The following is a 19,748-nucleotide window of genomic DNA, read 5'->3' on the forward strand; positions in this document are numbered from 1 at the left end:
GGTGATTCTGCCGATGAGCGCGGGAGCCAGATGCCGGCGACCTTGGACACCATCTGAAGATCATCGGCCTGAAATGTCCATGAGTTTTGACGCCGGTACTCGAACCCCGACTGCCTTACACTCACGTCCATGACCGTGGCCATGATCGAGTTGGATGACGGTACACGGCTACGCACGTGGACCTCGGGCTCGATGAGCCCGCAGAGGTTTCCCGTGGTTATGGTGCACGGCGGTCCAGGAATACCCGACTATCTCGCCCCGGTCGCAGGCATCATCGACGACCTGTGCCTGGTCCACCGTTACGACCAGCGCGGCACCGGCGGATCGTCCTGGGAGGGAGAGCACACGATCGTCCGCCACGTTCACGACTTGGCGTTGTTGCTCGATGCGTGGGGACACGACCGGGTTGTTCTGGTGGGGCATTCGTTCGGAACCAATATGGCCTGCTACTTCTTGCTGGCCCATCCCGAACGCGTGGCCGGACTGATTCAGATCGCCGGGCCCTTCCTAGATCCATGGCGGGAAGCCAACCGAGCAACACAGCGAGCACGACGCACTGACGAGCAGCAGGCCAGGCTCGATGAACTCGATGCGATCGAATCGCGCACAGACGCCGAGGAGATCGAGTACCTCACGCTGTCGTGGCTTACCGACCACGCCGACCGAGCTCGGGCATGGGATTGGGCGCTGGCGTCAGCCCGCATGCTGCGGCCCGTCAACTACGCGATGAACACCCAGCTCAACGCAGCGAAGAAAGCCGACCCGCTCGAATCACACGTGGACGAACTCGGCGAGCACCTGCCACCCGGCGCGTTGATCATCGGCGGAGCCGGCGACAGCCGCCCTGCTGATGCCCTGCGGCGTCTCGGAACACGCCTCAACTGCGAGGTCATCATCGTCCCAAACGCGGGGCACCATCCATGGCTGGAAGCACCAGACCAGTTCGGTGCGGCGCTCCGCGCTGGAGTGGAGGGGCAGACCCGAAGGGCCGGCTGACGGGTCAGCGATTCCCCATGCCGAACACAGCCGGGGCTTGAGTCACCTGTCGGTGGTCATGCGCGCGGCCGCCACGTCCAGGCCGATGGCCGGCTCGTCCAGCAGCACCACCGGCTCTGACCCCATCAGAGGGCCAACGCAGCCATGAAGGCCATGCTGGCCGCCATTCCGGCCGAGCACACATCCTGGCTGAGCACGTTTCGATCCGCGCTCCGCTCGGGCAGGACGCGGATGAGCCGAGCGCAGGTCCAGCCCAGCCCGATGACCAGGGCCACCGCGGCCAGCGAACCGCCTCCATGCGGGTGCCCGGACGAAGCGCCGGCGAGAGGGGGCCCGCCGAACGCCGTCAGCACCAAGAGCATGGACATGACCACGAAGTCCTGGATGTGATGACCGGTCTCCGCGCGGCGGGAGGAGGAGCCGCAGAGCCAGCCGGCGGTCAGCAGCGCGAGCACCGCGACGGAGAGGAACAAGCCGCCCAGATGCCCGGCCGCCATGCCGAGCGCCATGACGACGTGCGGCCATCTCCTGGCGGGACGTGCGGAGGGCAGCAGAACCGGCGCGAGGGCCAGGACGCAGCCGACCGATACCCCCACCGTGTGGAGGAGGGACATGATGCACTCCTTGCCGTTGTCGGTCATTGCACCCTCAGACAGGACAGCTCGGCAAGCTGTGACGGAACGGAGCAGGTCGCGGCGGCGGCACCAGGACTGGCAAACCTAGACAGCCCTCTCCTGACAGGAGTCCTTCACCTTCCGGGCGAACCGCCCACCGGCCGAGTGCGCGGGCGCACCCTCGCATCGTCCGGAGAATTCCGCCCGGCACCCACCACCTTTTGCCGATGCCGTCGGCGAAGGCGCGTCAGTGGTGGTGGCCGCGCCGGCCGAGGGTCTCCACGGGGGTCGCGCCGGGGCGGGTCCACTGCGGCACGGGGCGGCTGGTCGGGCCCCAGGTGGCGTTCCCGTCCGCGTCCGAGCGCCAGCACCAGCACGCGCTGCGCCCCTCGGGCCGGCCCTCGGGGTTGTCCTCCCACGCCTCGCCGCGGCCGTAGGGCGTCATGTCGAGCAGGCCGAGGGACCCGTTGACCCGCTCGTTGCCACGGCCCGTCGTGGAGTAGGTGAGGAACACGCGGTCGCCGTCGCGGAGGAAGCAGGTGATGTAACCCATGCTGCCGCCGACCGGCGCGTTCACGTCGCGCACCGAGTACCAGGGCTGGGTGTAGCCCATGAACTCGACGTAGGAGGCCACCTCGTCCCAGCGGCCCGTGGTCACGATGGCGAACGAGACGCCGCGGGCGTTGAGGTACACGGCGTCCTTCAGGTGCCAGGCCGTGGTGGTGCAGCCCTCGCACTGCCCCTGGTGCGGTGCGCCGTCGTACCACATGTGCTTGTAGACCACGAGCTCGTCGCGGCCCTGGAACAGGTCCAGGAACGGGACCGGGCCGTCGGGCCCGATGATCTCGACCGTCCCGTCGAACTCCACCATCGGCAGCCGGCGGCGGGCCGCGGCCAGGGCGTCGCCCTCGCGGGTGTGGGCCTTCTCGCGGACCAGAAGCTCGTCACGGGCGGTCTGCCAGGTGGTCAGGTCGACGACGGGCGGGCGGCCGGGCAGCGCGGCGGTCTGGTCGTTCGGCGTGGTTGTCATGGTGTTCTCCGCGGTGTTCGTCATGGTGTTCTCCGTGGTGTCTCATGCCGGGCGGCGTCGTACGACCGTCCTACGACGGTCACCAGAACAGACTCGCCACCCGGCCGGAACTCATCGCGCCGGGGACGCCCTCGGCCGAGCCGGCACCGATCAGGTCGGGCCGACACGTTCACAGACGCGCTGTGAGTGGTCACCAGCGTGGTGCGTCGCGGCCGGCGCAGCGTCATGATGGCGACGGGAGGCCCGCCGATCACGACACCGATGGCGAATGCCGTCATCAGTGCGCCGGCGGAGGACACGCCGATCTTCATGTCGTCGGCGATCTCCGGCAGGACCCCGGCCGGAGGGAACTCCGCGCTGCCCATCGCGAACAGGCTGAACGCGAGCAGGCAGACGCCGAGCGGCAGTCTCCCGCCAGAGACCGGCACTTGCTGTGCGGTGTCGATGCTCACCGGCCATCACCCGCGACCGTGGCGCGGTGCTGTTCGACGGCGTGGTCGACCTCTTCGTCCAGCAGGTCGGTGTGATGGCGAAGGCGGCGGCGGACCCCATGCCGGCGGCGGTGATGACCTGGGCGCGCGGGTCGATGACGTTACCGGCGGCCCAGACGCCGGCGATGCTGGTGCGGCCGGTCCGGTCGGTGGGGACCCAACTGGTTCGGTACCACCGGCGAGTCTCCCGTTGAGGTCCTCAACCCGTTCGGCCGCCAAGGAGAACGCATGCACATCCGCGCCAGACCACGCCCCCGGCAGGAACCGGCGTCCTGAGCGGAGGACACCTTGTCGGGGGCCGGCATTGCCCAGCGCTCCCGTGGCCGCGCAGATGCGGCGGCCGGATCAGTACGAGGAGTCCGCAGCGGGGCTGAAGACCTTCTCCGGGAACTTCTCGCGCGTCTCACAGTCGAGTTCGCCGTCGAGAAGCCGGCAGCCGGTCGGGCTGGTGGTGTGCCGCGCCAACCCGGTCAGCGTTCGGCCGCGAGGGTGATGCCCAGGCCGATGAACAGGCTCCCAGTCGCGGCGTCGATCCGGCGGCGCACCGCTTGGCGGCCACGCAGCCAGCCGCCGATCCGCCCGGCCAGCACGCCGACTGTTGCGTCGGCCAGGAACTCCAGGACGATCAAGATGCCGCCGAGGATGGCGAACTGCAGCCAGACCGGCCCCGCCGCCGGATCGATGAACTGGGGGAGGAAAGCGACCATGAAGGTGAACGTCTGCGGATTAGCCATTGACGACACCACACCGTTGAGGAAGGCACGCCGGCCCGGCATGCCACCGGCGGCAGGATCATCGGCCTGGCTGTTCTTGCGATGGCGGATCATCTGAATGCCAAGGTAGATCAGGTATGCGGCGCCGGCGATCCGTAACACCGTGAACACAACTGGGAACGCTGTCAGCAGCACGGCGAGCCCGGCGGCTGCCGCGGCGACGTACAACGCGTCACCCGTGATCACGCCGACCGTGGCCAGCAGCCCGGCGCGGGCGCCGCCCCGCATGCCGCACCCGAGCACGAACAACATGTCGGGCCCAGGGGTGATCAGCGCGATGATGGTGGTCACCGTGAACACAGCGAGCAGGTGGGGATCGATCGGCATGCGCTGATCTTTTCACATCCCCGCAGCGGGCGGCCTCTGGTACCCGCTCAGCAGGCAGCCGCTCACCGGCCGGTGCGATCCGTCGCGCGACCGGATACCGGCGCTGGCGCCGGTATCCGGACACCTTCGGCGACGGCCCGCTGGGCCGTCCTGATCACCGCGGCTGGAATGTCCGGGCGGCCGGGCTATCGCCGCGTGAGGGGGAGGTCGGCCCGGAGTGTGGTGCCCTGGGCAGGCGGGCGGTGTTGTCGCAGGCCCATGCCTTGCCCGGCTCGAAGTCAGGGCTCGTGCTTCATCGCCCGGGGAGAAGCGTCCGGCGTCCGGGCGGCCTCTCGGAGGATCGCCTTCCGGCATTTCCACGGGTTCCGTGAGCCGACGGTCGCCGATGAGGACAAGCAGATCTTCTGGTTCGCGGCCGAGATGTGCCCCGCTGGAGCGATGGTTGTCTCGGGTCGCCGAGCGAGCTCGTGGTCAGCCGCGCCAAGGTCGTCCAGCCACATCAGGTAAGGAGACCCCAGCATGCCGAGCATGGTGGGGTCCGGCGCGAAGGCATTCGAGCGCGGGGAGAGGCGCTCGATCAGCGATGGGCCGTTGCGATGAGGCGTCGCAGTGCGGCGTGGGCGGGTGGGCCCCACGTGGCCTTGCCGCCTGGGCGGCCGCGGACGCCGGCTTCTCCGACATGAATGCCGCCGAGGGCGCGGCGTACCGCCCATCCGCGTGCGCGGCGCAGGGTCGCGGCGTCCGGGGCCGGCTGATAAGCGTCATAGAAGCGGTCGGCGGCGCCGTCCGGCAGCAGGTTCCAAGCGGCGGCGAGGTCGCCGGCCGGATCGCCCGCGAAGAGGTCGCCGAAGTCGATCACGCCGCAGATGGTGCCATCCGCGGTGAGGACGTTGGCCGGATGCAGGTCGCCGTGGAGCCATAGCGCCGGGCCTGTCCAGTCGGGCGCGGCGACGGCGTCGTCCCAGACCGCGCGGACGGCGTCCGGGTCGGGGATCAGTCCCATCTCGGTGGCCGAGGCGAGCCCCTTGACGAACCCCTCGGAGTAGGCGGCCAGCGGCCCCCCGCGGTCCCGGCCGGCGGGCGCTCCATCGGGGGCAGGTTGGTGAAGTGCGGTCAGGAAGGCGGCCAGGGCGTCGGCCGCCTCCGCACCGCGTGTGACGGGGGCGCGGTCGGCGGGCTCGCCCGGCACCCAGGTGGTGACGATCCAGGGCCGCGGAAACAGAGCGGAGGGCTCGCCGAGGCGTTGCGGGACGGGAACCGGCAGCGGCAGACGCGGGGCGAGAGCAGGCAGCCAGGTGTGCTCCTTTTGCAGCAACTCGTCCGCGTCCTGCGTCGCCCAGGGCAACCGGACGGCGAGGTCGTCGCCGAGCCGCCAGAGCTGGTTGTCCCAGCCACGCGCGCCGAGACTCACAGGGTGATCGGCCAGGTCGGGGTGCTGGTCGCGCAGCAGATCCCGCACCAGCTCCGCGGTGATCTCGATCTCGGTGTGCGTCATGCGGATCAACAGTAGCCGGACGCCGGCCCGCCTGTTCCGGCTGCTGGAGGGGGAGCCGGCTCGTGAAAGGCGCGGGCGTCTGGGCCTGGCTCAGCCGGCCGCAGAGTTCTCACTGACGCCCCGTGCAGCGGTGCCGGCCGTAGTACAGCTGACGGGGAGAGTGATAGTCGCTGAGTTCGATCTGGTGGATCCTCCTCAGCGGCTATCGCTCGGGGGTCATCATCGGCGTCGGGGCAGGGGCCATCGGGGCGAGGCCGAGGTCGGCGAGCGCCGCCGCGCCACGCTCGGCATGGTCGCCGCCGGCGAGCACCATGGTCCGCGCGGACTGGTAGCGGCAGCCGGCGGCGTCGAACGCATCTCCCGTGGCGAGCAGCGCCTCCTGGTCGCCGTCGAGCAGGGCTCCGGCTCGCTCCACCATGGCACCGGCGACCGGGTTGCCGGCCACGACGGTCCGGGCCTCGGCCAGACGGTCGCGAGCCTCAGGGCTCCCGGCGAGCACGGCGGCCTCGGCGCGCAGCGCCACATACCAGTGGTGCCAGATCCAGGTGACCCACTTCCACACCTGTCCCGGCTCGGGGGCCATCCGCTCCAGCGCCTCGGGTGTCTGCCCGTGGTGCAGCAGAAGCATCGCGTCAAAGATCGCCCCGTAGCCGTAGGTACGCTCCGGTGGGGTGCCGAGCTGGTCCAGGATCTCCTGCCATTCGCGCCGGGCTTCATGGTCGTCGCGGAGGCCGTGGATCATCGCCACAGCGGCCACCGCCGGGCCGAGGTACGAGCGGGCGGGGCTGCCTGCCCGCCGCCACACATCGAGGAGCCGGACGCTGCCGGTGAGCACCTCGTCGACGTTGCCCGCCAGCGCATCAACCATCAGCGGAGCGCGGTGACCGACCTCTGCCAGCGACGGATGGTCGGCCAGTTGGCGTGCCCATCGGCGGGCGCCCGTCAGGTCCCCCGCACCGAGACCGGCCTCGGTGACCATGCCGAGCGCGTCGATCAGCTCCTGGGTACCGGCCGGCGAGATCGGGAGGGACGACAGGAGCGTGATCCGGCGCCGGGCCATGGCGGCGGTGGCGAACGTGTCGCCGGCCCAGCTGTGAGCGCAGGTGAGCGCGTCGAGTGCGGCCGACTCGGCGAGCGGGTCGCCGGTCCGGCGGGCGAGCTCGACCGCGCGCTCGGCGCGCGCGATCGTCTCCGGTACGGCGTTGCCGGGCGGGCCCTGGGCGGCACCGAACGCGTCGGCGAGCACCGCGGCCTCGGCCAGTGCCACCGCGGCCTGCGCGGCCGGATCGTCGCCGGCCGGCTCCCGCGCCTCGGTGATCAGCGCGAGCGCCTCCTCCAGGGACGGGAGCCGCACGAACGTGGACGAGAACCGGAACGCGATAGTGGCGGCGGTGGCCAGGTCAGCGGCGGCGCCGGCGGTGTCGCCGGACCTGCGGGCGGCGTCCGCGGCCGCGCGGCGAAGGCGGTACATGTCATCACCGACCGTCCGGCAGCCGGCCACGGCCGCGGCCTGCCGGAGCATCGACGCGGTGGCGGCGGGGTCGGTCGCGAGCTCGGCCGCCTGCTCATAGCGCCGCTGGGACTCGCCGACCAGGTTGCGGGTGAAGGTCAGCTCCGCCAGGTGGCGGGCGAGCTCGTACGCGTCCGCGCGCTGCTCCGGCCGGTCGGCCGCCCACGCCAGGGCCGCGCGGAGGTCGTCCGCCACCAGGTCGAACCGGGCCCGCCAATCCTGTCGCACCACCGCCAGGCCGGCGGCCTTGGCCAGGCACCAGCGAAGGTGCCGGGACCGAGCGTCGACCAGCTCACCGGCCTCGGCGAGCCGCTCCGTGCCGTACTGGCGGATGGTCTCCAGCGCCCGGTACTCCGTACCGCCCGGTGACGCCGTCACCATCAGCAGGCTCTGTTCGGCGAGCCGGGCCAGTTCGTCGGCGACAAGGCCTTCCTCTGACCCGGCTACCTCGGCCGCCGCAGCAGCGGTGAACGGCGCCACGAACACCGACACCCGGCGCAGCAGCGCCCGGTCGGCGGGCTCCAGCAGGGCATGGCTCCAGTCCAGCGCCGCCCGCACCGAACGGTGCCGCTCATCGGCACGGGAGCCGCCGGTGAGCATCCGGAGCGGGTGGGACAGGGCGGCGGTGATGCCGTCCAGCCCGAGCGTGGGATACCGGGCGGCGGCCAGCTCGATCGCCAGCGCCATCCCATCGAGCCGCTCACAGATGGAGGCGATCTGGTCGCGCAGCGGAGGATCCAGCGGCCGGCCGACCGCCGCCGCCCGCTCCATGAACAACGCGACCGCGTCCGACTCACCATCGACGGCCAGCGACAGCGGCGGGACCGGATACACCCGTTCGTACGGCACCATCAGCCGTGCCCGGCTGGTCGCCAGCACCGTCACCCGAGGGCACGTCGCCAGCAGCCGTTCGAGAAACAGCGCCACCCCGTCCACCACTTGCTCGCAGTTGTCCAGCACCAGCAGCGCATGACGGTCTGCCAGCGCGGCGACCACGGACTCGGTCATGTCGCGGCCGGGCTGCTCACCCAGGCCGAGCGCCCCGGCGACCGCAGTGGCGATCATGCCTGGGTCGGTGACCGGGACCAGGTTGACGAACCACACCCCGTCGGAGTGCTCGCCGGCTGCTTCCGCGGCCACCGCCAACGCGAGCCGGGTCTTGCCCACTCCGCCGGGGCCGACCGCGGTCACCTGACGGTGTTCCTTGATCATCTCGGCCAGCTCGGCCCGCTCGCTCACCCGGCCGACGAACGAGGTCAGCGGGGCCGGCAGAACCGATGCCGGATGCGACGGGCCGGTGCCGGCCGGCTCGGGCGCACGCTGGGCGAGCGCCCGCCGATCCGGCACCTCCAGCTTGCGCAGCAGCGAGGAGACGTGACTCTCCACCGTACGCACCGAGATGCACAGCCGTGCCGCGATCTCGGCGTTGCTGAGATGGGCCCCGACCAGTCCCAGTACCTCGGCTTCACGAGGCGAGATCTCCATTCCTGTCACCACTGTCCCAGTTTGCCGTATCCCCTCCGCACCCCTCCGCAAACGGCCACCATGCGAAGAGGTCCCGGACTGGTGGCACTACCGAAGCTGTCACCAGGTACGCGCACTGGCGTTAGTGCAGGCCAGAGCTTCGGGTCCGGTGTCTGTGAGAATCCCGCGGAGGTCAGCGGGGCCGGCGGCGGCCAGGCCCCGGCCCCAGCCCCGGCCGGACGTTCGCTGCCGATCCGCCTGGTCGCCGGCGTCGGCGAGCTGCGCGACGATCGCCGGGCGGTCAGCCGATCGGTGGTTCCGGCTCAGCCGTCCGGTGGGGCCGCGGTTCAGCCCCCGTTTCAGGAGATCGGCTGATGTGCACCCGGTCGCGGTGCTGGGACGGTGAGGACACCCGGTCAGCAGGGAACCGGCGCCGGAAGGATGGGGATGAGTCAGTCAGAGGGCAACCAGGTGAGTCGTCGTGTGCTGCTCGCCAGTGCGGGGGCCGTGGCGGGTGGCACGCTGGCGGCAGGGGTGGCCGGCTCGGCGGAGGCGGCCGCCCAGCCGGAGGCGTTCGGGCCGGTGAAGATCCGTCCGGGCGACCCGCGGTACGACAGCCTGCTGCGCGGCAACAACTTCCGCTTCGCGGGGCGGCCGGAAGAGATTCGTGTGGTCGGCTCGACCGATCAGGTGGTGCGCGCGGTGACGGAGGCGGTGCGCGCCGGGCGGCGGGTTGCGGTGCGCAGCGGCGGCCACTGCTTCGAGAACTTCACCGCCGACCCGGCGGTGCGCACGCTGCTCGACCTGTCCGCCATGGACGCGGTCGGCTACGACGCCGGCAAGAGGGCGTTCGCGGTGCAGCCGGGAGCCACACTCGGGCAGGTGTACCGGACGCTGTTCAAGGGCTGGGGAGTGACGATCCCCGGGGGCAGCTGCCCGGCGGTGGGCGCCGGCGGGCACTTCGCGGGCGGCGGGTACGGGGCGCTGTCACGCCGGTACGGCTCGGTGGTGGACCACTTGTACGGCGTGGAGGTCGTGGTGGTCGACCGGGACGGCACCGCCCGCGTGGTGGTCGCCACCCGCGAGCAGGACGACCCGCACCGCGACCTGTGGTGGGCGCACACCGGCGGTGGCGGCGGCAATTTCGGGGTGGTCACCAAGTACTGGCTGCGCTCGCCCGGCGCCACCGGCACCGACCCGTCCAAGCTGTTGCCGGCCTCGCCGGCAGAGATGCTCGAATGCGTGCTCGCCTGGTCCTGGGAGGGCATGACCGAGCAGGCCTTCACCAGGCTGACGCGCAACTTCGGCACCTGGCACGAGCACAACAGCGCGCCCGGCTCGCGGTCCGCCGGCCTGTATGCGATCTTCCTCCTGTCGCACCGCGGCGCCGGGTACTTCTCGCTGGCCGTGCAGATCGACGCGGGCCTGCCCGGCGCGGACGGCCTCGTGACCGAGTTCGTGTCCGCGGTGACCGCCGGCACCGGCGTCGAACCGGTGGTCAACACCCGGCGGACGATGCCCTGGCTCCACAAGATGACCTGGCCGGGCACGGGTGAGGCCGGCGACGCGACCGCCCGCCGGTACAAGAACAAGGCCGCGTACCTGCGCCGGTCGCTGACCGATGAGCAACTCGCCGCCGTCCACCGCAACCTGACCGACTCCAGCGGGAACGCGAGCTCCGGCATGCTGCTCATCGGCTATGGCGGTCAGGTGCGCGCGGTGGCGCCGGAGGCCACCGCGGTCGCCCAGCGCGACGTGGTCATGAAGGCGGTCTACTACACGACCTGGACCGACGCGGCCGACGACGCGGCCAACCTCTCCTGGGTCCGCGCCTTCTACCGAGACGTGTACGCCGGCACCGGAGGCGTGCCGGTGCCCGACGAGGTCAACGACGGCTCCTACATCAACTATCCCGACGTCGACCTGGTCGACCCGAAGTGGAACACCTCCGGCGTGCCGGGGCGCACGCTGTACTACAAGGACAACTACCCCCGCCTTCAGCGGGCCAAGGCCCGCTGGGACCCGCGCGGCGTCTTCCGGCACGCCCTGGGGGTCGAACCGCCCGCCTGACCAGGCGGCGGGAGCGCGCCGGTCGCCGCCAGATTGTCAATGGGGGAGCAGGAATCATGGAGGAGCGCGCGGTCGAACGGCCGGTCCCCGGTCATCGACCTGGCCCTGTGCGCGCCGGCGGCGGTGTGGATGTCGGGGGCTTCACGCTGCATCCCGCCCGCCGGTGATGGCGGTGTTCTTCGCCGTGCTGCTCGGATCATGGCGGTCCTGGTGGTCAGGGCCCCGTGGTTCGGGTTCTTCACGCCCGCGGGCTACGTCTACGCGTTCCGGGTCCTGCCCTGGCCGTGGCGGCAGGCCGGCGTCGCCGCGGCTCGGGGAAGGTGCCGCTCACCTCGGGTTCGGGCTGGTCGCGATGCGGCAGCGGTGCTCACCACGTACGACACCGACAGCCACGTGCTGCCGCGACCGAGGCCGGCGCCACCGGCTACCTGCTCAAGGACGCGCCCCGCGACGAGCTCCTGGGGGCGGTCCGGGCCACGGCGCGGGGCGAGGCGGTGCTCGCACCGTCGGCGGCGGCCCTGCTGATGAGCCGGGTACGCCGGTCCGTCAGAGCCGCCGTTCTCAGCCTCAAGTGGACGAGCGCCGGATCGCTTGCGGTTGGTCGCGGCGGCGGCTTCTTCCGCGATTGCCACCGGGACCCCTGCGAGATCCGTGCCGTCGATCCGTGGCCGGTTCCGTGGTCACCACGGATGCGGGCCGGCCAGGCCGGGAGAAAAGCTGTGCGTACGCAAACAGCGGGGTCGAGGTGACCCACGACTGCACAGGAGTGACCATGACCGGCTCTGCCACCCAGGGAATCAAGACCGTGCTGCACCCCGTGTCCGACCTGGCGAAGGCGAAGGCGGTGTATGCGGCCCTGCTCGGTATCCCGCCGCAGACCGAATCGTCCTACTACGTCGGCTTCGAGGCCGAGGGTCAGCACATCGGACTGGTGCCGGGCGGCGGACCGCAGGGCATGACCTCGCCGGTGGCCTACTGGCACGTGCCGGACATCGAGGCGAAGCTGGCCGAGGTGATCGCCGCGGGGGCCACCGTGAAGGAGGCCGCGCACGACGTCGGCGGCGGCCGCCTGGTGGCCACCGTCATCGACCCCGATGACAACATCCTGGGCCTCCTGCAGGACCGGTGAGCGCCGGCCTGCCCCCTGCCATGTCCGCGGCGTAGCGGCCGCCGGCAAGACGACGAACCCACCTCACTCAAAGGACCTCTGCCATGACCTCCTTCGAATCCGTCACCCTGGAAGTTCCCGACCCCACGGCCGCGGACGCCTTCTACAAAGCCTTCGGTTTGGGGCCATACGTGAACGTACGTGCCTCGGACGCGCCAACGACCGGCTTCCGCGGGTTCGCGCTGTCCCTCGTGGTGTCCCAGCCGGGCAACGTCGACGCCTTCATCGGCGCCGCCCTCGACGCCGGCGCCACGACGCTGAAGCCGGCCACGAAGGGGTTCTGGGGCTACGGCGGCGTCGTACGCGCCCCGGACGGGACGATCTGCAAGATCGCGTCGTCGAAGAAGAAGGACACCGGCCCTGCCGTCCGGCACATCGACCAGGTCGCGCTCCTGCTGGGAGCGGTGGACGTCAAGGCGAGCAAGCAGTTCTACGTCGACCGCGGCCTGGCCGTGGCGAAGAGCTTCGGCGGCAAGTACGTCGAGTTCGACACCCCGTCGTCGCCCGTCACGCTGGCGCTCTACCCGCGCCGCGCCCTCGCCAAGGACACCGGCGTCTCCCAGGAGGGCACCGGATCACACCGGATCGTGATCGGCGGCGATGCGGGGGCCTTCACCGACCCCGACGGGTTCGTATGGGAGGCCGCATCCGTCTGAGGCAGGCGGCCGGCTCGGCGACCTGCGCGCCACCGTCGGCCACCTGACCGTCCACCCGGACCTGACCGACATCGTCCCGGCCGCCGGATTCCGCAGACTCCCGGAGGGCCGTAGCCGACCCGACGAAGGCGCGGACCGCAGCGGGCGCGCGGGGACGTCACGTAACGGACGTGAACCGAAGCGGCCGCCCCGCCGGAGGTCGCGCTGGAAGTGTCGCTACCGGACAGCGGTGCCGTTCGCCCGGCGGCTTCGTCGCGAACCTCGCCCCGGCGCAGTCCGCCTTCGATCAACTCGGTGGCCAACTCCTCCAGGCGCTGCTTGGCCGCGACCAGTTCCTCGGAGGCGGTGGAATCGTACGTGAACGCGACCTGGCCGACCTCGCCTCGGCCCGCAAGTTCGCCACCGCCTGGCAGGGCGCCCTCGACCGGCTGATCAACAACGCCGGCCGCTGCCGCACATCACCGACCGCGTGGGGGTCGTCGCCTCCAACGCGCACAAGCTCCCGGGCAGTCGCATTCACTTCGAGAGCGTCTTCGGTTCCCTGTGTTACCTCAGTAAAACGGACATCGGCGTAGTCTCGTCGCACGCCGGCCGAGGCTGGGCGGCGATCCGATGGAAGCCGAAGCCGCGTCCGTCCGGCAGGGCCGGGCGGACCGTGGCTGAGAACCGCGCTGCCGGGGCCTGACTCCGCGCTCTTGGGGGGGGTGGGGCTCTTGGGCCACCGCCCCGCCGGACGCTGTTCCACAGGCGTGACACACCGATGGAGGCGGGGACCGGGCGCCAGTCAGGCACCCGGCTGGGAACAGAAAGCTCGCATGGCGAGTGCCGGCAACTGTTCATGCCCTGGACCTGACGGGCTCGCCCTGGGCGTGGGCCGGCGGATCTACATGCAGGACAGCAAGGCAGAGGCACTGCCGACGCCGTACGCGGCGGTCATACGGCGCTGCTCGACGGCCGCCGGGCCGTGTCCTGCCTGCGACTCGCGGTGGCCGCCGAAGGCCGCGCCGTCACCGCCGACGTTCGCCCGGAGGCGGGACCTCCGCTGCCGGCCCCGAGGAAATCGGGAGCGTATGAGCGGCAACCTGTGGCGCTGCGGCCCCTGGCGCCAGAAGACGGTGGCCTCGCCGGTGGAGAACCGTCGTGCCCGAGCGGGCAGTTCCCAGGATCACTGCTTCTCGTGAGGTCCCTGAGCTTTCTTACTCGGCCGGGCCAGGTCTCGGCGCTGCACGGACATGCGCGCGTTCGCCTTGTTTCCCGATGAGACTCAGGAACTCGACGGGGCCGGCGCTGGTGGCCCCGAACCAGTGCGGGGTGCGCGTGTCGAACTCCGCGGCCTCCCCGGGCTTGAGGATGAGGTCGTGTTCCCCGAGTACAAGGCGGAGCGTTCCGTTGAGGACATAGGCCCAGTCGTAGCCCTCGTGGGTACGCAGGTCGGGCTCGGCGTCGTCGCTTCCGGCCGGGAGGACGAACTTGTAGGCCTGGATTCCTCCGGGCCTACGGGTCAGCGGCACGATGATCGAGCCGTCGCCGCAGGGGATGGGGCGCAGATTGATGCGGGGGTCGCCGGTCGCCGGCGCGTCGACGAGCTCGTCGAGTGTGACCCCGTAGGCGCGGGCAAGCGGAAGCAGCTGCTCGAGCGTGGGACGTCGCAGGCCCGCCTCGAGCCGGGACAAGGTGCTGGTGGAGATGCCGGTCTCCGCCGCGAGGTCGGCGAGCGTGACGTCTCGATGCAGCCGAAGGCGTTTCAACCTCGGTCCGACGGCGTCAAGAGTGCGGTCGATGGCTTCATCCATCCGTTCATTTTGCCATTCGGCAACAACGTTTGCACATCCGCCTTCTCCGTCATCACGATGAAGAACGAACCGAGGAACGCGCCCGCAGAGGGGTGCACGATCCGTCGGCGCGGGTGAGCCCGGCGGAGCTGTTGGCGCGTGGCCGCGACGAGGTCGCCGGCCACGGCGGAGAGATCATCGCGAACGAGGAGAACGATCAATGACGCACGGATTCGACAAGGACTTCTGGGAGCGGCACTGGCAACAGAGGGGAGCTGGGGATCCCGGATCCATGGGCGGCAACCCGCCGAACCCGTACCTCGCTCGTGAGGCCGGCGGCCTGACACCGGGCACGGCACTGGATGCGGGGTGCGGCGGTGGTGCCGAGGCGATCTGGCTTGCCTCCCACGGCTGGCACGTCACCGCGGCCGACATCTCGTCCGAGGCCCTTGCTCGCGCTGCCGAGCGCGCGGCTACGAGCGGGGCCCCCGAGCGCTTGCGGTGGGTTGAGGCGGATCTGAGCGTCTGGAGCCCGGACGCCCAGTTCGACCTGGTCATGACCCACTACGCCCACCCGGCGATGTCCCAGCTGGAGTTCTACGACCGCATCGCCGGATGGGTGGCTCCCGGCGGCACGCTGCTCATCGTGGGGCATCTGAACACCCCGGGCTCTGCCGGCCACGGGCACCACCCTCCTGCCGAAGCGTCGGTCACGTCCGCGGCCATCACCACGCGCATGGACGGCGTGGAGTGGGAGATCGTCACCGCCGAAGAGCACCTCCGCACGCTCACCGGCCACGGGGGCCGGGCGGTCCTTCTCCACGATGTCGTCGTGCGCGCCATCCGACGCCGGTGATCACACCATCCGACAGCGCCGGGGGCCGCGGCTCCGGCGCCGATTCCCCTTGCCTTGTCGAAAGGAATCCCATGAGCATGAACCGGCCCTCAGACGCGGGAGCCCCCGACCCGACCATCCAAGACCCACGACGACGACGTACGATCTTGGCCGGGGTGAACGGCACACGTACGCGCTGCTCGACGAGCGGGCCCCGCGGGCGGCGAGCCTGGAGCGCGAAGCGGCGCTGGCCGAGCTGGTCCGCCGGTTCTTCACCAGCCACGGACCGGCGACGGCCAAGGACCTGGCGTGGTGGTCCAGCCTCACGCGCGCCGACATCGCCACCGGGCTGTCATTCGCCGGCGACGCGCTGGAGAGCGCCGACGTCGACGGCGTCACCTACTGGTCCGCGCCGGGGAACGCCCCCCGCCGGCCCCGCCGCCGTCGGTGCGGCTGCTGCAGGCGTACGAGGAATACATCGTCGGCTACAGGCAGAGCAAGCACCTGCTCGACCTCGACGGCCTGGCGGCAGCGGCACCGGACAAGCTCGCCCTGCCGAACGGCGTCATCGTGGTCGACACACAGGTGGCAGGCCGCTGGAAGCGCACCGTCCGGGCCGACGCCGTCGTGCTCGAGGTGGCGCTGTACCGGCCGTTCGGCGCCGCCGAGACCGCCGCGCTGCAGGCCGCGGCCGACGAGCTGGGCGTTTTCCTGGGCACACGCGCTGTCGTCTCGGTGACCCTGCTGTGAGCCCAGCCCGGTCACGGCAGTGGAGGTCGCGTCTTCCCGTTCACCACAACGATGTCCCGGCCTAGTGGGTTGGTCATCGCCGGGGCCTAGGGTCGCTCGACGCGGGCCGCTTCGTCGCTCAGGCAGGCGAGGCAGTGGCGATAGAGCTCCACCCGGGTGAGCGTGCCGGCCGGGTTGTACCGCTGTTTGCAGTAGGCGCGCCAGTTGCCGGTGGCCTCGAGTCTGGCGCCCGCCTCCTGGCACTTGCGGCACGCGTTGGGGTTGGAATATGAGGAGTCGTAGTAGTAGCCGCCGCTGTACGGGCCGTCCCCGCAGGGGACCGCGAGCGCCGCGCCCGATCCCGCCTGGCCGGCGCCGGCGCTCGCCGTCCCGCCCGTCAGCAGCACGACAGCCGTGCCCAGCACGACAGCCGTGCCCAGCACGACGCTTGGCTTCTTCAAACGCGATCCCGTGGATGCCATGTCCGCCTCTTCCTGTTTCCGGCACTCATTCTCGGCGCGGGGAACTGGGCTGAGACAGGGCGGCGGCAGGGCATTACGCGGACTCTTGCCGGTTGGGTTTGTCGTGGCATGTGACAGCGTTCGCCGGTCTGCTGCGACAGCGATCGTTCCTTCAGGTGTAGCTTCGCCGTTCGTGCCGTACGCGGGCTGACGATGATCACGCCGCCATCTGGTTGCAGCTTGCAACAACATAGTTGTATGGTCGAACCATGGCGGATGAGCGCGAACTCCAGGAAGCGGTGGCGGGCTTCGTCAGGGCCTTCGGGCTCCATCGGCCCGATCAGACGCCCTGCGGCCAGCCCATCCCGGTGTCGGAGGCCCATGCGCTGGGGGAGCTGGCCAGGGACGGCGCCCTGCGGCAGAGCGACCTGGCTCAGCGACTCCGTCTGGAAAAGAGCAGCACCAGCCGCCTTGTCACCCAGCTCATCAATCGCGGCTGGGCCGAACGCACGCCGGCCCCGGATGACGGGCGAGGCGTGCTGGTCCAGCTCACTCCCGCCGGGACCAACGCCGCGAAGCGCCTGGCCGCGGCCAGGGCGGCACGCTTCTCGGCGGCGCTGGACCGTGTCCCTGCGGGTGAACGCACCAATGTGCTGCGCGCCCTCGAAATCCTCACGGAGGCAATGGATGAAAATTAAGAATCGACGTGTCCTGTTGCTCATCGCCGCGCTCGCGGTCATCGCCATCGCCATCGCCGGCTATGCGCTCATCAGCCGGAACGGGCAACCCGCCTTGGCGGACCGCCAGGCGGAGGTCGCGGACAAGGGCAAACAGGTGATGCCCTTCGACCTCGAGCGCACCACTCACCGCTTCACCAAGGCGGCCACGGGCGGCCTTCAAACCGTCACCGCAGATGACCCGGCTGACGAGCAGCAGGTCAAGCTCATCCGTGAGCACCTCACCATGGAAGCCGCGAACTTCAGGCAGGGGGACTTCGGCGATCCGGCCTCCATCCACGGCGCCGGGATGCCGGGCCTGCGTGAACTCGAACAAGGTCACAGCCGGATCGACATCAGCTACGCGCAAACCCCTGCCGGAGCGCAGGTCGCCTACACCACCTCCGACCCGTCCCTGCTCAAGGCCCTACATGCCTGGTTCGACGCCCAGGTCACCGATCACGGGCGGCACGCCGAACACGGATAGACCCCGGCTCGAAGTCGCTTTTTTCGTCGGACACCTGCATCTCCTTTATACCCAGCCGGGGTAGGGTTCTGTTCCAACAGTACCTAACGGGGGTACGGTTCTCGCCTCGCGTGCAGGGTGTACCCGGCGCGCGAGGCCATCCATCTGAAGATCCCGGGACGCCTGCGGTCGCCGGGCACCTAGAGATCGATCTTGAAGGGATGTCCCCTTGTCGTCTGCGGGTCGACGCCGCATCCATGGCGCTGACCACCAACCTGGTCGTCGGCTCGGCGCCGCCGCACAAAGCCGCAACCGCCACCCGCGACAGCCTCGGCGGCGCGGCGGTGCCGGCGCTGCGGCGGCTCGGCCACGTCCCGCCCACCGGTCGCAGCACCCCGGGCGAATGACCGCCGGGCCCATCCGGCTCATTCACAAGCATGCGAGGCCGGCAGCCGCCCTCAACAACATCCAGTCCCTGACCCCGTCCTGAGAGGACCACCGTGATATCGATTCGTCGCGCCACACCCGATGACGCCTCCACCGTGCATGGCCTCATCCGCGAGCTGGCCGAGCACCAAGACCAGGCATCAGCCATCACTGTCAGCGTCCCCGGCCTCGAACGGATGCTGACCCGTTCGGAGATCGCCTATCTGATCGCCGAGCGGGACGGCAAGGCCATCGGGTACGCCTCCTGGCTGGAGCGGATCAGCTTCTGGTCCGGCGAGGACTACCTCGCGCTGGACGACCTGTACGTCTCCGGCGCCGAACGCGGCTGCGGAGTGGGAGAGCAGCTGATGCGCGCGGTCGCCGAAGCCGCAAAGGGCAAGCTGATCCGCTGGGAAGTGGCCGAGACCAACGAGGCGGCTCAGCGGTTCTACACGCGCATCGGCGCCACTCTCATCTCCAAGAAGATCGGCCGCTGGCATCCGAGGTAACCCGCGGATCGGTGCCGATCGAGCACCCTGAGAGTCAACGGCCCATTGCCGTCTCCTGCTCCACACGCGACAGCTTCTCAGGATTGCGCACGTAGTAGAGCCCGGTCACCAAGCCGTCCTCGACCCGCACCGCCATGACGCCGTCGATCTCCCCGTTGAGCCGGACGAGCAGCGCCGGGCCGCCGTTGACCTGCACCGGCTTGAGCGACATCTCGGCGCCGACCTTGTTCAAACCGGCGGCGAACACGCGAGCGACCCTGTCGGCTCCCACGATGGGCCGCAGCAGGGCCTGCTTGATTCCGCCACCGTCACTCAGGGCGACGACATCCGGCGCGAGGATGTCGAGCAGGTTCTGCAGATCACCCGTTTCGACCGCCCGTTGGAACGCCTCGAGCACGCCTCGGGTCTCGGCCGGGGAGACGACCCCGCGCGGCCGGCGCGCGGCGACGTGTGCCCGCGCCCGGTGGGCGATCTGGCGGACCGCGGCCGGGCTCTTGTCGACGGCTTCGGCGATCTCGTCGTAGGCCAGATCGAAGACCTCGCGCAGCACGAACACCGCCCGCTCGGTCGGCGTGAGCGTCTCCAGCACCAGCAGCATCGCCATCGAGACGCTCTCGGCCAGCTCGACGTCCTCGGCCACGTCGGGCGAGGTCAGCAGCGGCTCGGGCAGCCAGGGGCCGACGTAGGACTCCTTGCGCCGCCCGAGCGCGCGCAGTCTGGTGAGCGCCTGCCGGGTGGCGATCTTGACCAGGTACGCGCGCTGGTCCAGCACCGTGCCGAGATCGACGTCCGCCCACCGCAGCCAGGTCTCCTGAAGGACGTCCTCGGCGTCGGCGGCCGAGCCGAGCATCTCGTAGGCGACCGTGAAGAGCAGGTTGCGGTGGGTGACGAACGCCTCGGTGGCGGGGTCGGGGCGGTCGTTCCCGCTTCTGTCCCCGCCGCGACCTCCGGCGTGGTCCGCAACGCTGGCCATGGGTGGCTCCTGTCTGTTCGCACTCGACTGTGTCACCCACAAGATGCCGGGCACTGCAGTTTTGTGACACCACGACGGCAAAGAGCGTAGCGCCAACATGATCAACGCTATGCGTCGCCATCTCTGGAGGAACAGACGGCGGCCCTTCGGTACATCCAGGCAGATGCCACGGCCGCGGGTGCGCGAGGCGCCAACGCCCCATGTTCATACGGAGCATACGGAGCGACGTCCAGGGGCTACGCCGTATCCGCTGTCAGCTTCTCGGCC

General features: G+C 70.5%; 20 protein-coding genes and 1 pseudogene. 11 read left to right on the plus strand and 10 right to left on the minus strand.

Annotation, left to right across the window (positions count from 1 at the left end; all coding sequences use genetic code 11):
- Nucleotides 1–129 precede the first annotated feature (129 nt).
- Nucleotides 130–996 (plus strand): alpha/beta fold hydrolase, encoded by an 867-nt coding sequence (locus ACIBX3_RS20670; protein WP_397119207.1) that lies wholly within the window; start codon nucleotides 130–132, stop codon nucleotides 994–996.
- A 125-nt stretch (nucleotides 997–1,121) separates the two neighbouring features.
- On the opposite strand, the gene ACIBX3_RS20675 is transcribed toward ACIBX3_RS20670, so the two are convergent.
- The 3 genes from ACIBX3_RS20675 to ACIBX3_RS20685 form a co-directional block, all read right to left on the minus strand.
- Nucleotides 1,122–1,610 (minus strand): hypothetical protein, encoded by a 489-nt coding sequence (locus tag ACIBX3_RS20675; protein WP_397119209.1) that lies wholly within the window; start codon nucleotides 1,608–1,610, stop codon nucleotides 1,122–1,124.
- 247 nt (nucleotides 1,611–1,857) lie between these two features.
- A complete protein-coding gene (locus ACIBX3_RS20680; protein ID WP_397119211.1) occupies nucleotides 1,858–2,664 on the minus strand; it encodes a DUF899 domain-containing protein in 807 nt (268 codons plus the stop codon).
- Nucleotides 2,661–3,092, minus strand: coding sequence for a hypothetical protein (locus ACIBX3_RS20685; protein ID WP_397119213.1), 432 nt, complete (start codon nucleotides 3,090–3,092; stop codon nucleotides 2,661–2,663). The genes ACIBX3_RS20680 and ACIBX3_RS20685 overlap by 4 nt, the downstream gene beginning before the upstream one ends.
- A 26-nt stretch (nucleotides 3,093–3,118) precedes the next feature.
- Between ACIBX3_RS20685 and ACIBX3_RS20690 the strand changes: the two genes are divergently transcribed.
- Nucleotides 3,119–3,325, plus strand: a complete 207-nt coding sequence (locus ACIBX3_RS20690) for a hypothetical protein (protein WP_397119215.1) — start codon at nucleotides 3,119–3,121, stop codon at nucleotides 3,323–3,325.
- 276 nt (nucleotides 3,326–3,601) lie between these two features.
- Here the strand turns inward: ACIBX3_RS20690 and ACIBX3_RS20695 are convergent, their stop codons facing one another.
- The 3 genes from ACIBX3_RS20695 to ACIBX3_RS20705 form a co-directional block, all read right to left on the minus strand.
- Entirely contained in the window at nucleotides 3,602–4,231 is a 630-nt protein-coding gene (locus ACIBX3_RS20695; RefSeq protein WP_397119217.1) for a LysE family translocator, read from the minus strand.
- 577 nt (nucleotides 4,232–4,808) lie between these two features.
- Entirely contained in the window at nucleotides 4,809–5,726 is a 918-nt protein-coding gene (locus tag ACIBX3_RS20700) for an aminoglycoside phosphotransferase family protein (RefSeq protein ID WP_397119219.1), read from the minus strand.
- A gap of 202 nt (nucleotides 5,727–5,928) precedes the next feature.
- A complete protein-coding gene (locus ACIBX3_RS20705) occupies nucleotides 5,929–8,733 on the minus strand; it encodes an ATP-binding protein (protein WP_397119221.1) in 2,805 nt (934 codons plus the stop codon).
- Nucleotides 8,734–9,147: 414 nt separating this feature from the next.
- Here ACIBX3_RS20705 and ACIBX3_RS20710 point away from each other — a divergent pair, with 414 nt between their 5' ends.
- The 3 genes from ACIBX3_RS20710 (at nucleotide 9,148) to ACIBX3_RS20720 (ending at nucleotide 12,594) form a co-directional block, all read left to right on the plus strand.
- Entirely contained in the window at nucleotides 9,148–10,770 is a 1,623-nt protein-coding gene (locus ACIBX3_RS20710) for an FAD-binding oxidoreductase (RefSeq protein WP_397119223.1), read from the plus strand.
- A 772-nt stretch (nucleotides 10,771–11,542) separates the two neighbouring features.
- Nucleotides 11,543–11,899 carry a VOC family protein gene (locus tag ACIBX3_RS20715; RefSeq protein ID WP_397119225.1) on the plus strand — a complete coding sequence of 119 codons (357 nt, stop codon included), beginning with the start codon at nucleotides 11,543–11,545 and terminating at the stop codon, nucleotides 11,897–11,899.
- An 83-nt stretch (nucleotides 11,900–11,982) separates the two neighbouring features.
- Nucleotides 11,983–12,594, plus strand: a complete 612-nt coding sequence (locus ACIBX3_RS20720; RefSeq protein WP_397119227.1) for a glyoxalase — start codon at nucleotides 11,983–11,985, stop codon at nucleotides 12,592–12,594.
- A gap of 1,196 nt (nucleotides 12,595–13,790) precedes the next feature.
- On the opposite strand, the gene ACIBX3_RS20725 is transcribed toward ACIBX3_RS20720, so the two are convergent.
- Entirely contained in the window at nucleotides 13,791–14,387 is a 597-nt protein-coding gene (locus ACIBX3_RS20725) for a helix-turn-helix domain-containing protein (RefSeq protein WP_397119229.1), read from the minus strand.
- Entirely contained in the window at nucleotides 14,339–14,587 is a 249-nt protein-coding gene (locus tag ACIBX3_RS20730) for a hypothetical protein (protein ID WP_397119231.1), read from the minus strand. Before ACIBX3_RS20730 ends, ACIBX3_RS20725 begins: the two co-directional genes overlap by 49 nt.
- Here ACIBX3_RS20730 and ACIBX3_RS20735 point away from each other — a divergent pair.
- Both ACIBX3_RS20735 and ACIBX3_RS20740 read left to right on the plus strand, forming a co-directional pair.
- Entirely contained in the window at nucleotides 14,587–15,222 is a 636-nt protein-coding gene (locus tag ACIBX3_RS20735) for a class I SAM-dependent methyltransferase (RefSeq protein ID WP_397119233.1), read from the plus strand. The genes ACIBX3_RS20730 and ACIBX3_RS20735 overlap by 1 nt on opposite strands.
- Nucleotides 15,191–15,951: pseudogene (locus tag ACIBX3_RS20740) on the plus strand (DNA glycosylase AlkZ-like family protein). The gene ACIBX3_RS20735 and the pseudogene ACIBX3_RS20740 overlap by 32 nt, the downstream one beginning before the upstream one ends.
- Before the next feature lie 86 nt (nucleotides 15,952–16,037).
- Here ACIBX3_RS20740 and ACIBX3_RS20745 read toward each other — a convergent pair.
- Entirely contained in the window at nucleotides 16,038–16,391 is a 354-nt protein-coding gene (locus ACIBX3_RS20745; RefSeq protein ID WP_397119235.1) for a hypothetical protein, read from the minus strand.
- Nucleotides 16,392–16,660: 269 nt separating this feature from the next.
- On the opposite strand from ACIBX3_RS20745, the gene ACIBX3_RS20750 reads away from it, so the two are divergent.
- From ACIBX3_RS20750 to ACIBX3_RS20765, 4 genes are all read left to right on the plus strand, one after another.
- Nucleotides 16,661–17,089 carry a MarR family winged helix-turn-helix transcriptional regulator gene (locus ACIBX3_RS20750; protein ID WP_397119237.1) on the plus strand — a complete coding sequence of 143 codons (429 nt, stop codon included), beginning with the start codon at nucleotides 16,661–16,663 and terminating at the stop codon, nucleotides 17,087–17,089.
- 16 nt (nucleotides 17,090–17,105) lie between these two features.
- On the plus strand, nucleotides 17,106–17,594 hold the full coding sequence (locus ACIBX3_RS20755) for a hypothetical protein (RefSeq protein WP_397119239.1): 489 nt from the start codon (nucleotides 17,106–17,108) through the stop codon (nucleotides 17,592–17,594).
- Nucleotides 17,595–17,794: 200 nt separating this feature from the next.
- Nucleotides 17,795–17,980, plus strand: coding sequence for a hypothetical protein (locus tag ACIBX3_RS20760; protein ID WP_397119241.1), 186 nt, complete (start codon nucleotides 17,795–17,797; stop codon nucleotides 17,978–17,980).
- A gap of 93 nt (nucleotides 17,981–18,073) precedes the next feature.
- Nucleotides 18,074–18,508, plus strand: coding sequence for a GNAT family N-acetyltransferase (locus ACIBX3_RS20765; protein WP_397119243.1), 435 nt, complete (start codon nucleotides 18,074–18,076; stop codon nucleotides 18,506–18,508).
- A 34-nt stretch (nucleotides 18,509–18,542) separates the two neighbouring features.
- Here ACIBX3_RS20765 and ACIBX3_RS20770 read toward each other — a convergent pair whose 3' ends face one another.
- Entirely contained in the window at nucleotides 18,543–19,481 is a 939-nt protein-coding gene (locus ACIBX3_RS20770; protein ID WP_397119245.1) for an RNA polymerase sigma-70 factor, read from the minus strand.
- Nucleotides 19,482–19,748: the final 267 nt, after the last annotated feature.

It is taken from the genome of Nonomuraea sp. NPDC049480 (assembly GCF_044465905.1).
GTDB lineage: Bacteria > Actinomycetota > Actinomycetes > Streptosporangiales > Streptosporangiaceae > Nonomuraea.

What these genes read in the sequence shown, in the direction of transcription:
- ACIBX3_RS20760 (WP_397119241.1), top strand. Translation starts at nt 17,795, where the DNA reads ATGTCCCCTTGTCGTCTGCGGGTCGACGCCGCATCCATGGCGCTGACC.
- ACIBX3_RS20715 (WP_397119225.1), top strand. Translation starts at nt 11,543, where the DNA reads ATGACCGGCTCTGCCACCCAGGGAATCAAGACCGTGCTGCACCCCGTG.
- ACIBX3_RS20725 (WP_397119229.1), bottom strand. Translation starts at nt 14,387, where the DNA reads ATGGATGAAGCCATCGACCGCACTCTTGACGCCGTCGGACCGAGGTTG.
- ACIBX3_RS20700 (WP_397119219.1), bottom strand. Translation starts at nt 5,726, where the DNA reads ATGACGCACACCGAGATCGAGATCACCGCGGAGCTGGTGCGGGATCTG.
- ACIBX3_RS20770 (WP_397119245.1), bottom strand. Translation starts at nt 19,481, where the DNA reads ATGGCCAGCGTTGCGGACCACGCCGGAGGTCGCGGCGGGGACAGAAGC.
- ACIBX3_RS20735 (WP_397119233.1), top strand. Translation starts at nt 14,587, where the DNA reads ATGACGCACGGATTCGACAAGGACTTCTGGGAGCGGCACTGGCAACAG.
- ACIBX3_RS20710 (WP_397119223.1), top strand. Translation starts at nt 9,148, where the DNA reads ATGAGTCAGTCAGAGGGCAACCAGGTGAGTCGTCGTGTGCTGCTCGCC.
- ACIBX3_RS20720 (WP_397119227.1), top strand. Translation starts at nt 11,983, where the DNA reads ATGACCTCCTTCGAATCCGTCACCCTGGAAGTTCCCGACCCCACGGCC.
- ACIBX3_RS20680 (WP_397119211.1), bottom strand. Translation starts at nt 2,664, where the DNA reads ATGACGAACACCGCGGAGAACACCATGACAACCACGCCGAACGACCAG.
- ACIBX3_RS20695 (WP_397119217.1), bottom strand. Translation starts at nt 4,231, where the DNA reads ATGCCGATCGATCCCCACCTGCTCGCTGTGTTCACGGTGACCACCATC.
- ACIBX3_RS20675 (WP_397119209.1), bottom strand. Translation starts at nt 1,610, where the DNA reads ATGTCCCTCCTCCACACGGTGGGGGTATCGGTCGGCTGCGTCCTGGCC.
- ACIBX3_RS20670 (WP_397119207.1), top strand. Translation starts at nt 130, where the DNA reads ATGACCGTGGCCATGATCGAGTTGGATGACGGTACACGGCTACGCACG.
- ACIBX3_RS20750 (WP_397119237.1), top strand. Translation starts at nt 16,661, where the DNA reads ATGGCGGATGAGCGCGAACTCCAGGAAGCGGTGGCGGGCTTCGTCAGG.